Source organism: Vibrio sp. R15-SG3-ISO1A, assembly GCF_059833955.1.
The window spans coordinates 35,484-50,005 of record NZ_JCBDGH010000085.1 but is presented as its reverse complement, the minus strand read 5'-3'; the positions used below and the strand labels follow the sequence as shown (position 1 = coordinate 50,005).

Here is a 14,522-nt window from a genome sequence, read left to right as displayed (position 1 = left end):
ACCGATAAGCTCACCTTCAGCCAACCAATAGGTCGAGTAAAAATATTTATCAAATAAGTGTCACACTTTGTTGCAAAGATGGTTAGGATCCGATCTATAATGAATGAACGTTCATTCATTAACTGAAGTCATCATGCCGGAATCGTTAAATCCAGATAAACGAGAACAAATTCTCGCTGCCGCAGAAATTCTTGTGGCTGAGTCGGGATTTCAAGGCTTGTCGATGCAAAAACTGGCCAAACAGGCTGGGGTTGCAGCGGGCACCATCTACCGATATTTCGAAGATAAGGAGCACTTACTTCGAGAGCTTCGTCTGTCGGTAGCGCAGCGGGTGGCGAACGCCATTCAAGCGGGTGTGAACGATGATATGCCACTGAAACGTCGCTACCGCACGATGTGGCTCAATATATGGAATATGGCTGGTTCCAATCTGAAAACCATCAGCAACCGTATTCAATATGAATCTTTACCTTGTGACAGCGGCCAGTCGACTCGTGAGTTGGAGCGCCAGATGTTCGACAAAGTCGACCTTCTTTTTGATCAAGGGAAAGCAGAAGGACTGTTTAAACCTCTCGCCAACGAGGTACTCGCCGGACTCAGTCTTGAGGCTAGTGTTGCACTTGCACGCAAACACGCTTTAGGACTTTACCCACTGGATCAAGAGGCACTTGAAGCCGCGATTGAAGCCAGCTGGGACGCCATTATCACACATTAACTTGGAGTTCTTATCGGAATGAAAAAGTGGACTTTCTTTATGTTACTTATCGCCGTGCTGCTGTTTGGCAGTGTGATAGGTTTCAATCTCTTTAAGCAGCAGAAGATTGCTGAATACATGGCGAATCGCCCAGAACCAGAGTTTCCCGTAACGGTAACCGAAGTCACCTCTATCGATTGGGTTCCTGTGATTGAAGCGATCGGCTTTATTGAACCGAACCAAGGTGTGACGGTCGCCAACGAAACTAGCGGTGTGATTGACCAAATTGCATTTGAGTCAGGCACTCAAGTGGAAGAAGGCCAACCTTTAGTTCTGCTCGACTCCGATGTAGAAAAAGCCAACTTAAAGAGCGCCAAAGCGAAACTGCCTGCGGCCGAAGCCAAATATAAGCGTTACCAAGGCTTGTATCAAAAAGGCTCAATTTCAAAAGAAGCGTACGACGAAGCCGAAGCCAATTACTTCTCCCTTTTGGCGGATATCGAAAGTTTGAATGCCTCGATTGACCGTCGTGAAATCAAAGCGCCATTTGCTGGCGTGGTCGGGATTCGTAACGTTTACCTTGGTCAATACCTGCAAGCGGGTACGGACATTGTGCGTTTAGAAGACACCAGCGTGATGCGCCTTCGTTTCACCGTGCCGCAAACGGACATCTCACGCATCAATATGGGCCAAGAGGTCGACATTTTTGTGGATGCCTACCCTGCGATTGCGTTCAAAGGCTCAATTACCGCCATTGAACCCGCCGTCAATATCCAAAGTGGTTTGATTCAAGTCCAGGCTGACATTCCAAACAGTGATGGCAAACTGCGCAGCGGTATGTTCGCGCGTGCCAACATCATCCTGCCTAAGCTGGAAAACCAAGTGGCGCTGCCACAAACCGCCATCACCTTTACCCTCTACGGTGACAATGTTTACCTTGTCTCTGAGGAAAACGGTGAGAAGCGCGTTAAGCAGCAAGTGATTAAAGTGGGTGAACGCACCCAAGACATCGCACACATCCTCGATGGGGTGCAACCGGGCGATGTAGTCGTGACATCAGGTCAAGTGCGTCTCAGCAACGGTGCCAAAGTCCGCGTCGTAGAAAGCGATGCGACCACACCACCTGAACAAACCCCTATGCTGTAATGTGGAGGATTCATGCGCTTTACTGATGTTTTCATAAAACGTCCAGTTTTAGCGGTATCGATCAGCTTTTTGATTGCCCTGCTTGGTCTGCAAGCGGTGTTCAAAATGCAAGTTCGTGAATACCCTGAAATGACGAATACGGTGGTGACGGTCACCACCAGCTACTACGGTGCCAGTGCCGATTTGATCCAAGGCTTTATTACTCAGCCTCTGGAGCAAGCGGTCGCTCAGGCCGATAACATCGACTATATGACCTCACAATCGGTGCTGGGTCAGTCGACGATTACGGTCAACATGAAGCTCAATACCGATCCTAACGCGGCGCTATCGGACGTGTTGGCGAAAACCAACTCGGTTCGCTCGCAGCTCCCCGGCGAGGCAGAAGATCCCACGGTGACCATGTCGACGGGCTCCACGACTGCGGTGCTGTATATTGGCTTTACCAGTGATGAGCTCTCATCGAGCCAAATCACTGACTACCTAGAGCGAGTGGTCAACCCACAGCTCTTTACCGTCAATGGCGTATCGAAAATCGACTTGTACGGTGGGATGAAATACGCCCTACGCGTCTGGTTGGATCCAGCGAAAATGGCCGCGCTTGGCCTGACCGCTACCGATGTGATGAGCGTGCTCAATGCCAACAACTATCAGTCTGCCACCGGTCAAGCGATTGGTGAATTCGTGCTGTACAACGGCAGTGCCGATACGCAGGTGTCGAATGTCGCGGAACTAGAGAATCTGGTCGTTAGCTCGGATGAAGGGGATGTGACCCGTTTAAGTGACATCGCGAAAGTGACGCTTGAAAAGAGTCATGACACCTATCGCGCCAGTGCCAACGGTCAAGAAGCCGTGGTGGCCGCGATCAACGCCGCGCCAAGTGCTAACCCAATCAACATTGCCGCCGACGTGCTAGAGCTGTTGCCTCAACTTGAGCGTAACTTGCCAAGCACCATCAAGATGAACGTGATGTACGACTCCACCATCGCGATCAATGAGTCCATCAGCGAAGTCATCAAGACTATCGTTGAAGCGGCGCTGATTGTATTGGTCGTTATCACCCTTTTCTTAGGCTCTTTCCGCGCCGTTCTTATCCCGATTGTCACCATCCCGCTGTCACTGATTGGTGTTGCGATGGTGATGCAGGCGATGGGCTTCTCGTGGAACTTGATGACGCTACTCGCGATGGTATTGGCCATCGGTTTGGTAGTGGATGATGCGATTGTCGTACTGGAAAACGTTGACCGCCATATCAAGCTTGGCGAATCGCCGTTTCGCGCGGCCATCATTGGTACCCGCGAAATTGCCGTGCCTGTCATTGCAATGACGCTGACCCTCGGCGCGGTATACGCTCCGATCGCCTTGATGGGTGGCATCACGGGTTCGCTGTTTAAAGAGTTTGCCCTTACCCTTGCCGGTTCGGTGTTTGTTTCGGGTATCGTCGCGCTGACCTTGTCGCCAATGATGTGTTCAAAAATGTTTAAGGCTAATGAAGAGCCCAACAAGTTTGAGCAAAAAGTGCATCACGTATTGGATCGTATGACCAACCGCTACTCGCGTATGCTTGGTGCGGTCATGCAGCGTCGTCCTGTCGTGATTGCCTTTGCACTGATTGTGTTTGCTAGCTTGCCGATGCTGTTTAAGTTCATCCCAAGTGAGTTGGCTCCGTCGGAAGACAAGGGCGTGATCATGCTGCTTGGCACGGCGTCATCGAATGCCAACCTCGACTACATGCAAAACACCATGAACGATGTCAACACCATCTTATCGGATCAACCGGAAGTGGCGTACGCGCAGGTGTTTACTGGTGTCCCTAACTCCAACCAAGCGTTTGGTATTGCATCAATGGTGCCTTGGAGTGAACGCGAAGCAAGCCAAGCGGAAGTCACCAACCGAGTGAGTGGACTGGTGTCAAATGTTCCGGGTATGGCGGTCACGGCATTCCAGATGCCTGAGTTGCCAGGTGCGGGTTCAGGTCTGCCGATTCAGTTCGTAATCACCACGCCTAATGCATTTGAAAGCTTGTTTACCATCGCGTCTGACATCTTGCTCACGGTGCAATCGAACCCGATGTTCGTCTACTCGAACCTGGATCTGAACTACGATTCAGCGACGATGAAAATCAACATCGACAAAGACAAAGCCGGTGCCTACGGTGTGACCATGCAAGACATCGGTATCACATTGAGCACCATGATGGCCGATGGTTACGTCAACCGTATCGACCTCAATGGCCGCTCGTACGAAGTGATCCCTCAGGTCGAGCGTAAATGGCGTCTCAACCCAGAATCAATGAACAACTACTATGTACGCGCCGCGGATGGCAAAGCCGTACCTCTAGGTAGCCTCATCACCATTGATGTGATTGCCGAACCTCGCTCGCTGCCACACTTCAACCAGCTTAACTCGGCCACCATCGGTGCCGTCCCCGCTCCGGGTACCGCGATGGGCGATGCAATCGCTTGGTTTGAAGAGACCGCAGTGAATAAATTGCCAAGCGGTTACAACCATGACTACATGGGTGAAGCTCGTCAGTACGTGACAGAAGGCAGCGCGCTATACGCCACCTTTGGTTTAGCGTTGGCGATCATCTTTTTGGTATTGGCGATTCAGTTTGAGTCAGTGAAAGATCCGCTGGTTATCATGGTCTCGGTTCCGCTCGCCATTTGTGGCGCCTTAATCGCTCTTGCCTGGGGCGCGGCATCGATGAACATCTACTCACAAGTCGGTTTGATCACTCTGGTCGGTCTTATCACCAAGCACGGTATCTTGATTTGTGAGGTTGCCAAAGAAGAGCAGCTGCACAACAAACTGAGCAAAACTGAAGCGGTGATGGAAGCAGCGAAAGTGCGTCTGCGTCCGATCTTGATGACAACGGCGGCGATGATTGCTGGTTTGATCCCGCTGATGTACGCCACTGGCGCTGGCGCGGCGCAGCGCTTTAGTATCGGTATCGTGATTGTCTCTGGTTTGGCGATTGGTACGCTGTTTACTCTGTTCGTACTGCCAGTGATCTACAGCTACCTGGCTGAGCAGCACAAGCCTCTACCGGTATTTGTTGAAGATGACGAACTCGAGGCGTTAGCGCGTGAGGATGAGCAGCGCGCCGCGCAGCAGTCGTCATAAAACGCACACGCCCTCATTCAATATCAAAAGGTCACTTCGGTGGCCTTTTTTATTGTGATTCGACGTTTATCGTTATTCGACTTTTATTGCTGTTCGACCAACTATTGCTATTCCACCAACGCGCGCACGCTTTTTACGCAACACTTGACGACTTTCCCCGTCCGATTACGTAGAATACAGACAAGAATAATAGGAGTAGTTGCCACATGTTTGACCCAAAGAAACTGGAACAAATTGCCAAACAAATTCATGACTCTATGCCCGCCCCTGTTAAAGAGCTCGGCGCGGACGTTGACCAAAAAGTACGCCAAGTAATTCAAGGCCAACTCAACAAGCTTGATGTGGTTAGCCGTGAAGAGTTTGATGTTCAAACGCAAGTTCTACTGCGCACGCGTCAAAAGCTGACGGAAATGGAACAAAAGCTCGCAGAGCTTGAAGCCAAACTGGCCGACAAGTAATCGGCTCAGCGCCCACTCTCGAGTAAGATCGCGTACGAAAGAAAAACAAAAGGCTTGGTCAACTGACCAAGCCTTTTTATTAGATGTCGTGTTTTATTTTGTATTTATCACCCCAGTCTGCCTGGAGTTTAGTGACTGCGCCAACCTAGCCTAAGCCGATGACGCAGTGAAATGCAGTGATTAGCCGCCAACCGCGATGCGTTTCATGTCAGTCATGTAACCACGCAGCTCTTCACCGATGTACTCAACCGGGTGGTTGCGAATGGTTTCATTCACTGCGATAAGCGTCGCGTTGTCCACTTGGTTGGATGTCTCACCTAGGCCTTTACCAATTACATCGGTGTTCACCGCTGGCATAAACTTCTCGCGCAGTAGCGGCGTCGCTACATTCGCAAACAAGTAGTTGCCGTATTCCGCCGTATCAGAGATAACAACGTTCATTTCGTACAGACGTTTACGAGCAATGGTGTTCGCAATTAATGGTAGCTCATGCAGCGACTCGTAGTACGCCGATTCGTCGATAATGCCAGAAGCCGTCATCGCTTCGAATGCCAACTCTACCCCAGCGCGCACCATAGCCACCATCAAAATACCGTTGTCGAAGTACTCTTGCTCAGAGATCTCAACGTCAGTTTCTGGGTAATTTTCGAATGCCGTTTCACCGGTCTCTGCACGCCAGCCTAGTAGGTTAACGTCATCGTTCGCCCAGTCTGCCATCATGGTGCTAGAGAAGTGACCAGAGATGATGTCATCCATGTGCTTGTTGTACAGCGGACGCATCAACTCTTTTAGCTCTTCAGAAAGCTCAAACGCTTTGATTTTAGCTGGGTTAGAGAGGCGATCCATCATGTGCGTGATGCCACCAAACTTAAGTGCTTCCGTGATGGTTTCCCAACCGTATTGCAGCAGTTTACCTGCGTAACCGGGATCGATACCGTCGGCGATCATTTTCTCGTAGCAGACAATAGAACCCGCTTGCAGCATGCCACATAGAATGGTCTGCTCACCCATCAGATCCGATTTTACTTCAGCAACAAATGAAGACTCTAGACAACCTGCGCGGTGACCGCCTGTACCGGCCGCCCATGCTTTGGCGATGTCCCAACCTTCACCTTTCGGGTCGTTTTCTGGGTGAACCGCAATCAGGGTAGGCACACCAAAGCCACGCTTGTATTCTTCACGCACTTCGGTACCTGGACACTTAGGCGCCACCATGACAACCGTCAGGTCTTCACGGATCTGCATGCCCTCTTCCACCACGTTAAAGCCGTGAGAGTAACCCAGTGCCGCGCCTTGCTTCATCAAAGGCATAACCGTTTCTACAACGTTGGTGTGCTGCTTGTCTGGCGTTAGGTTAATCACTAAGTCTGCTTGAGGGATCAGTGTTTCGTAGCTGCCCACTTCAAAGCCGTTGTCTTTTGCATTTTTGAACGATTGACGCTGCTCGTCTATCGCCGCTTGACGCAATGCGTAAGCCACATCCAGACCAGAATCACGCATGTTCAAGCCTTGGTTAAGACCTTGAGCACCACAACCCACGATGACCACTTTTTTTCCTTTTAGGTAATCCGCTTCTGATGCGAATTCGCTGCGGTCCATAAAACGACAACGACCCAATTGGTCTAGTTGCTCACGTAAGTTCAAAGTATTGAAATAGTTAGCCATGTGGCGCTCCTTTATAGAATTTTTCCGTATCGGTCGGTGGCTTGGCACCGAATGAGTCCATACTAAAGCAGGTATTTAATTGCCTAAAGTGATATATTCACAATTAGTAATTGCAATTAATGCAACAAGGAAATGACGGTTTTATGAATATCAAAAGTCTCCAGCTGTTTATCCATTTGTGCGACAGCCAAAGCTTTGCCAAAACCGCCAGCGCGATGCACATCAGCCCATCAGCGCTCAGTCGACAAATTCAAAAACTGGAAGCGGATACCGGTCAAACGCTGTTCGTGCGAGACAACCGCAGTGTAGAGCTCACCCCTGCGGCAAAAAAACTGCTGCCGGTTGCGCTGTCAATTCAAGGCGAGTGGCAGACGTACCGTGCGCAGCTCAAAGGACAGGACGCGGAGTTGCGCGGCGAGATCCGTCTTTTTTGCTCTGTGACCGCAAGCTACAGCCATCTGCCTGATCTCTTGTCTGAATTTCGTCTCCAACATCCGTTTATTGAATTCAAGCTCTCCACTGGCGATCCTGCACAAGCAATTGACAAGATCATCAATGATGACGTGGACGTGGCGATTTCTGCCTTCCCCGAACAACTGCCAGCGCGAGTTGAGTTTGAAACCATCAGCGAAATTCCCCTATCAGTGATCGCGCCCACCGGCGTGAGTCACTTTGCCCACTCGCTTGGCCAAGACAAACCGGATTGGACCAACATCCCCTTTATTGTCCCAGAGTCTGGCACGGCAAGAGATCGGGCGAATGCCTGGTTTAAAGCGATGAAGATTAAGCCCAATATCTACGCGCAAGTCTCGGGGCATGAAGCGATCGTCAGTATGGTGGCGTTAGGCTGTGGCGTGGGTATTGCGCCGGATGTGGTGATCAACAACAGCCCAGTCAAAGAGAAGATTCAGCGCTTAAAAGTGGCGTCGATTGAACCGTTTAAGCTCGGTGTGTGCTGCAAACGATCGCAGTTGGATAACCCGTTGGTTAAGGCGTTGTGGGAGGTGGCGCAAGCGACCTATATTGCGCCCTAATGACCATACCTACCCTGCTCCAAGATAAACAAAAGCGCGACTTAACGCCGCGCTTATCTCTGTGCTGATAGTCCGTCTTATCAAGGACGAACTGGGCCTCCCTAGACTATCTCTCGTTGCCGTCTGAGTGTTTAAATCACCCGTGAGAATTGCTGCTGACGCGCTTTGGCTCTTAAGTATTTGTCAAAACACATGCATATGTTGCGGATCAGCAATCGACCACGCAGGGTCACCTGAATCGAGGTGGCGTCTTTCTCCACCAAACCATCATCGATAAAGGTTTGCAGCAATTGCAAATCTTGCTTGAAGTACTCATCAAACGTGACGTTAAAGCCTTGCTCAATAGCGCGGATATCGAGAGAGAAATTACAGATCAGTTGCTTAATCACTTCACGTCGAAGTAAGTCATCACTATCAAGGACCACACCTTTCCTTAAGGCATGGCGCTGGCCACTGACTTGTGCGTAGTACTTTTTCAACTCTTTCTGATTTTGCGCGTAAGCGTCACCAATCATGGAGATGGCTGACACGCCAAAACCAACCAAGTCACAATCACCTTGAGTGGTGTAGCCTTGGAAGTTGCGATGCAGCTCACCGCGGCGCTGCGCCACCGCAAGCTCATCATCTGGCAGCGCAAAGTGATCCATACCAATGAACTGATAGCCAGCACTGGTCAAAGTGGCGATGGTGTCTTGCAAAATCGCCATCTTCTCTTGGGCAGCAGGCAGATCGTCATCTTTGATTTTACGCTGCGCGGCAAAGAGGCTCGGCATGTGGGCGTAGTTAAAGACGGACAAACGCCCCGGCTGCATCTTCAACACTTGCTCAAGAGTCTTAGCAAACGAGGCTTGGGTTTGCTTGGGCAAGCCATAAATCAAGTCTAGGTTGGTGGAACGGAAACCCAATTGCTTGGCACGCTCAACCATGGCGACGATAAAGTCTTCATCTTGCTCTCGATTGACGAGCTGTTGCACCTCTTTGTTGAAGTCTTGTACGCCGATACTCAAGCGGTTGAAGCCTTCGCTGCGTAGGTGATCCAGCATGTCGAGCTCAATTTCGCGTGGATCAACCTCAATACTGATTTCCGCGTCAGTGTCGAAATAGAATTCGGCGCGCAAAATCGACATCAAACGGCTCACTTGCTCCTTGCTTAAGAAGGTTGGCGTTCCGCCACCAAAGTGCAGTTGGGTGACTTTGCGTTCATGGAGTAACGACGCGCGAGTGCGGATCTCAAGCTCCAGCACATCCAAGTACTCATCGGCCTTGTGCGAGTGGCGGGTAATGACCTTGTTGCAGCCGCAGTAGTAGCAAAGCTTATGACAAAACGGGATGTGGATATAAAGCGAGAGAGGACGCTGAGGGTACTCAGTACACGCCATATCGTAATCCGAGATGGTAAAGGCCTCATGAAACTCCAGCGCGGTGGGGTATGAGGTGTAGCGAGGACCCGAATAGTTGTACTTATCAAGAACCGCTTGGTCCCACACGATTTGCTGACTGGCGACAACTGGCTGCGACATGATGATATTCCGTTTGGGCTATAGGCCATGACTGAGCTTGGCTCTAGCAAAAAAGAGACGTCTTATTATGGCCCGCTATTTTGCCATACAAGTTGGCAACCCGTAGAGGGGCACGAGGAATTTTGAGCAGCAATGCTCAGTTTTGATACCTCGATCACTGCCACTTTGGGGTGATCGAGGTGCGAATTAGCCGATCGTCTGAATATTGATCTGGTTATTCAAAGGTTGAACGTGCTTTTGCAAACGAGTTAACTCAGCCACAATCGCGTCTTCAAGACGGGATTCTGCTTTGTGTCGCTCTAAATTTTGCTTCATGCGTTCTTTTTTCGGTAAGGCTTGACGCTCGTCACCACGAGCCATCTCTTTGACAATATGGTAAAGCTCAGAGGTCGCTGGGTACTCACTGTCAAAGTCGACGCGCGATTCCCCTTGGACGTAATCCATAATGTTGTAGAGGCGAATGCTGATTTCTGATAAATCGCATTGGCCCTGGATGCCTGCTAAACACAAGGTGCTGACACTCTCAAAGATATTCGCGTTGCGCTTGTCGATCGCCAGCTTTTGATGATGCAGTTGCAAAGCCTTTTGCTTTTTCAGTTGCAGCAAAAGGTACCCTGCATAGGAAGCGAGGCCGAGAATGACAGCGCCTCCAGCGATGGCTAACAAGGTGACATTCATTGGGCGTGTTATCCTTTAAATTGGTTTAAATCCAAGTCTTCGAACTGCGAGAGAAGTTCATCATCGGTGGCCAATTTCTTGCTCGATTTTTTACTCGCAGGCACAACAGGTTCACTCTCTTGCTCTGCGTCGTCGTCCATCTCGTCGTCTTCTTGGTAGAGACCAAGTTGCTTCATCAGCACTTCGATGCGCTCTAGCTTCTCATCGACGTATTTCTGTAGACCGGCGCCTAAACTCTCACCGTTATCGAGACGGTCAAGCAACACGTTCAACTGCGCGTCGTTTTCCAGCATCTCCAGCTCTTGCTCCGCATTGAGACGGCGCTGCGCTTTGGTCTGCTTTTTCGGCGCATCCACAATCAGCGGAATCTTCTTTTTGCTGCCCAAACGTGGGTCACGCGCGCCGCCAGAAGTGTGCTGCTTCGCTTGCTTGACTTCTGAGTTACGGTTGCCGGTCTTTAGACCTTTGCGTTTTTTGTCTTTCTTACGTAGACGTCCTTCAACATCAGACTCTGTACGATTACGAACGACAATCAGGTCACCATTGCCACCTGATCGGGCTTTTTTACTACGGCTCATTACTGGGGTTTCCTCAGTAAAATTACATCATTTCCAATAAATTCTAGCTCGAGCTGATCCCGCTCTGCCAAGTAGGCAAACGTCGCACGACTAAAGAAAATCACGTGGGTGGGATCATTCTTGTAGTGCCAGTTTGCAAACGCGTCGACATCGATGACCATCTTCGTCATCAACCCTATCCAGCCACCAGGCTTAACCAAATTTAACCATTGCTTCCACACGATGTCGGGCTGATACAAATGCTCGATCACTTCGGTGGAGGTGATGAAGTCGTATTGTCTCTCTAATACCGTCACATCAGGATAATAGTAAAGATCATACACACTCATCGTGTGTCCCTGCTCCTCCATCATCAATGACAATGTCGGGCCAGGGCCACAACCAAAATCTAACCCGTGAGAATGGGGCGCCACTCGGTGTAACATAGGGTCAGCCACGCGCGATAAAAAGCGCCGGTAACCGACATCGCTGGGCGAGTTCTCATGTTGATCATAGTGGGCTTTTTCTGTCGCCGCATCCAACCTTTGCAAAGCCGGTACAAACACCAACTGGCACTGCGCGCACTGTAAATAGTCACGACGTTTATCAGAAACATACGCGTGGGTATCCACACTGTGACAAAGGGGACAAGGTTCCATAATGACATCCTCAAACAGGGATGCGAAACATACCAGAAACTCGACCTAGAGTGGAGGGCTATTGTACAAATTCCCATCAATTGATGAAAATATTCTCTATGAGTGAAAGAAAAGAAATGGCGAATATGTCGCGATGTAGAAGAGATAAAAAAAGCGATAGGAACCCTATCGCTTTCTAAATGCCTGACGGCGAAACTGTGTTGCATCGATATCAATGCATCAAATGTCCTTTTGTTTTTGGTGCTTTCCCTGCAAAAGGTGTTGTTTTTCACTGTCCGAGTGAATTTTGGCTTTCCGTTGGCGACGTCCCGTCACTGAGCTCATCCTGAGCCTGATCCCTTTCGCTGTCTAAACCATCAGACAAGTCGATCATCCTTATCCAGCAGGCATCCTGCCTACCCTTTCCATATCAACTGCCGAGTTTCCGTTACTCGCATCCGTGGAGACCATCTTGGTCTGTCATCCTGATTCAGCGCCCTGCCGATGTGTTCACTTTACCCCAATGATTCGCTCAGACAATCCGGCTCAGACTTTTATTGCACTTTTTTTTCGCTCTTGTTTTCCACTCTTTATTTTTCATTAGGTTAGCGAATTGTCCATCTGAATTGCGTCATTCGATATAGCCAATGTCTCACAACATCGATAGCGAGATGGCGTATCGAGCAGAAAAATGGGGTGTGATCGAGCTCAAACGAAACAGCCCAAACCGATCGGCTTGGGCTGTTTCTCTACTGCGATGCTCGAACAGGCTGAGGTGATCAGTGCAGACCGCCTACGTATTTGGATAGGGTTTCGATATCATCATCCGTTAACTTTTTCGCAATATCACGCATCATGGCATTCATGTCATTGGCGCGTGTGCCGTCACGGAATTTTAGTAATTGGGATTTAATGTAATCGGCGTGCTGACCGGAGATCTTAGGGAATCCAGACAGTTCAGTACCGTTACCACGCGGGCCGTGACAAGCGATACACGCCGTCAAACCGCGCTCTGCATCACCAGCGGTGTAAAGGGTTTTGCCTTTCTCCACCACGTTTTCAGGTGTGGTGTTGTGCGAAATAGGCAGAGAAGCGTAGTACGCCGCAAGATCTTGCATGTCCTGCTCTGACAATGGCATCGCCATGCCACTCATCACAGGGTCCATACGGCCTTGCTGGCCATTGCTGGTCATACCCAGTTTCAGGTCTTTTAGCTGCTTTTCGATATATTTAGCATGCTGACCTGCCAATTTCGGGTACATGGCGAGTTGACTGTTGCCATCAGCACCATGGCAGGCAACACACGTTTGAGATTTTGCTTTACCAGCTTCGATGCTGCCTTGGGCCCACACAGAGCAGCTGGCTAAAAGACTCAAGATTAGCGCTAATTTCTTCATGACATTCCATTATAATTATCAAGCTTCCAGTACCACTCTGCGTTGCCACTCATGGTACAATAGGCGACCTTATGCCGAGCACGGTTATTTTACACAATTTCACAAAAAAGTAATCAATCGACTACACAAAGTCGAGATGGAGTTAACAGTGAGCGTAAAAATTCATTATCAAAACACGCATTTCATCACCAGTGCACCTGATATTCGTCATATGCCAGAAGATGAAGGCATCGAAGTTGCGTTCGCAGGACGTTCCAATGCGGGCAAGTCCAGCTCGCTCAATCGACTGACCAACCAAAAGAGCTTGGCGAAGACGAGTAAAACACCTGGCCGTACTCAGCTGATTAACCTGTTCAAGGTTGCCGACGGTTGTCACATTGTCGACTTGCCGGGCTATGGCTTTGCCCAAGTCCCACTTGAGATGAAAAAAAAGTGGCAGAAATCCCTCGGTGAATACCTGCAAAAGCGTCAATGCTTGAAAGGGTTAGTGGTACTGATGGATATTCGTCACCCAATGAAAGATCTCGACCAACAACTGATCTACTGGGCGGTCGATTGCGGCATTCCTGTCCAAGTGTTGTTGACCAAAGCGGACAAACTGAAAAGTGGCGCGCGTAAAGCGGCGGTATTGAAGATCCGCGAAGCCGCCCTTGGCTTTGGTGGTGATGTCAGCGTCGCCGCCTTCTCCTCATTGAAAGGACTGGGCGTCGATGTGCTGCGCAATAAACTCGATGAGTGGTTTGCCCCAGCCTTTGCCGAGAGTGCGCTTGAGGTGCTCGCAGAAGAGGAAGCGACCTCCGCTGACGAGCCAGCCGACGAACAACCGTCAGATCCAAACGCCTAAAGCGTTCATCCCACTCATATCCACTGAGATACCTAATGAATAGGCTCTATCCATCGATAGGGCCTTTTTTCTGTCTCAATAGAAGCGCTGAACGTGAGGTGCGATTCGTTCGCCAGCGAAACAATAAAAACCTTAACGCCAGAAACAAAAATCCCCACCATCCTGGCAGGGAAACGGGAGAGAAATAACTGGTAATAATTATTATGCGCCTAGCATAAGCCAAGCCCGCTAAAATGCAATCGCCCTACTGCTGAAGTCACAGCGCAGATAAAAAACCAACTATCATAATAATTACAATTACTTAGAAGCAAACGCAACGAAAAATATGCACACCTACACACATGATTTCTGAGTCAAAATAACCAAAGTGTGATTGGTGTTTTCCTACATCTGATGAAAAGAAAACAAAACGAATGAAATCAGCTGACAGGCGCTAAGCCAAGTGAATGGAATAGAGGATAAAGGCGTGCTTTTAGGCAGGATGCTGAATTGTTTGGACTTTTCTTTCGCACAATAAAAAACGCCCCAGTCAAAAACTGACTGGGGCGGCTGAATCAGCCTAATCCAATAACGTGAAACAAAAGGTCTGAAAGATAGAACATCTTACCTCTGTACCCTACGCCTCTTAATGTACAACAATTGGTCAGAAAGTGAAACCTTTTTTGTAATTTTTTTTCATTAAAGTTTTATTAAGCAACATTTGATATGGCTATGCCGGATCTTATTTAGAGGCAAAAAAAAGTCAGCGTTTGTGCGCTGACTCAACTT

13 protein-coding genes are annotated in these 14,522 nt (G+C 49.4%); 6 read left to right on the top strand and 7 right to left on the bottom strand.

The annotated features are described in order from the left end of the window. The first annotated feature begins 133 nt into the window (after positions 1–133). The 4 genes from AC6R0L_RS14895 to ubiK all read left to right on the top strand — a co-directional run bounded on the left by AC6R0L_RS14895 (position 134) and on the right by ubiK (position 5,421). Positions 134–715, top strand: coding sequence for a TetR/AcrR family transcriptional regulator (locus AC6R0L_RS14895; RefSeq protein WP_487902726.1), 582 nt, complete (start codon positions 134–136; stop codon positions 713–715). An 18-nt stretch (positions 716–733) separates the two neighbouring features. After that, positions 734–1,840, top strand: a complete 1,107-nt coding sequence (locus AC6R0L_RS14890) for an efflux RND transporter periplasmic adaptor subunit (RefSeq protein ID WP_334555454.1) — start codon at positions 734–736, stop codon at positions 1,838–1,840. Positions 1,841–1,852: 12 nt separating this feature from the next. Further along, on the top strand, positions 1,853–4,963 hold the full coding sequence (locus AC6R0L_RS14885) for a multidrug efflux RND transporter permease subunit (RefSeq protein ID WP_334555453.1): 3,111 nt from the start codon (positions 1,853–1,855) through the stop codon (positions 4,961–4,963). Between the two features lie 206 nt (positions 4,964–5,169). Continuing rightward, complete coding sequence (gene ubiK, locus AC6R0L_RS14880; RefSeq protein WP_334555452.1) at positions 5,170–5,421, top strand: ubiquinone biosynthesis accessory factor UbiK; 252 nt, start codon at positions 5,170–5,172, stop codon at positions 5,419–5,421. Positions 5,422–5,601: 180 nt separating this feature from the next. On the opposite strand, the gene ilvC is transcribed toward ubiK, so the two are convergent. Then, positions 5,602–7,086, bottom strand: coding sequence for a ketol-acid reductoisomerase (ilvC, locus tag AC6R0L_RS14875; RefSeq protein WP_334555451.1), 1,485 nt, complete (start codon positions 7,084–7,086; stop codon positions 5,602–5,604). A gap of 143 nt (positions 7,087–7,229) precedes the next feature. Between ilvC and ilvY the strand changes: the two genes are divergently transcribed. Next, a complete protein-coding gene (ilvY, locus tag AC6R0L_RS14870) occupies positions 7,230–8,120 on the top strand; it encodes an HTH-type transcriptional activator IlvY (RefSeq protein WP_500629606.1) in 891 nt (296 codons plus the stop codon). Positions 8,121–8,251: 131 nt separating this feature from the next. Here ilvY and hemN read toward each other — a convergent pair whose 3' ends face one another. The 5 genes from hemN to AC6R0L_RS14845 form a co-directional block, all read right to left on the bottom strand. Beyond that, positions 8,252–9,640 (bottom strand): oxygen-independent coproporphyrinogen III oxidase, encoded by a 1,389-nt coding sequence (gene hemN, locus AC6R0L_RS14865; protein WP_500629605.1) that lies wholly within the window; start codon positions 9,638–9,640, stop codon positions 8,252–8,254. A gap of 186 nt (positions 9,641–9,826) precedes the next feature. Continuing rightward, on the bottom strand, positions 9,827–10,318 hold the full coding sequence (locus AC6R0L_RS14860) for a DUF2489 domain-containing protein (protein ID WP_487902700.1): 492 nt from the start codon (positions 10,316–10,318) through the stop codon (positions 9,827–9,829). Between the two features lie 8 nt (positions 10,319–10,326). Then, entirely contained in the window at positions 10,327–10,896 is a 570-nt protein-coding gene (yihI, locus tag AC6R0L_RS14855) for a Der GTPase-activating protein YihI (RefSeq protein ID WP_500629604.1), read from the bottom strand. Continuing rightward, on the bottom strand, positions 10,896–11,534 hold the full coding sequence (locus AC6R0L_RS14850; protein WP_487902702.1) for a class I SAM-dependent methyltransferase: 639 nt from the start codon (positions 11,532–11,534) through the stop codon (positions 10,896–10,898). Before AC6R0L_RS14850 ends, yihI begins: the two co-directional genes overlap by 1 nt. 758 nt (positions 11,535–12,292) lie before the next feature. Next, positions 12,293–12,910: a c-type cytochrome gene (locus tag AC6R0L_RS14845; RefSeq protein WP_334555445.1), complete on the bottom strand. Its 618-nt coding sequence runs from the start codon at positions 12,908–12,910 to the stop codon at positions 12,293–12,295. A 148-nt stretch (positions 12,911–13,058) separates the two neighbouring features. Between AC6R0L_RS14845 and yihA the strand changes: the two genes are divergently transcribed. Continuing rightward, positions 13,059–13,754 carry a ribosome biogenesis GTP-binding protein YihA/YsxC gene (yihA, locus tag AC6R0L_RS14840; RefSeq protein WP_500629603.1) on the top strand — a complete coding sequence of 232 codons (696 nt, stop codon included), beginning with the start codon at positions 13,059–13,061 and terminating at the stop codon, positions 13,752–13,754. Between the two features lie 554 nt (positions 13,755–14,308). Here yihA and spfP read toward each other — a convergent pair. Continuing rightward, positions 14,309–14,356, bottom strand: coding sequence for a small protein SpfP (spfP, locus tag AC6R0L_RS14835; protein WP_438356636.1), 48 nt, complete (start codon positions 14,354–14,356; stop codon positions 14,309–14,311). Between the last annotated feature and the right edge of the window lie 166 nt (positions 14,357–14,522).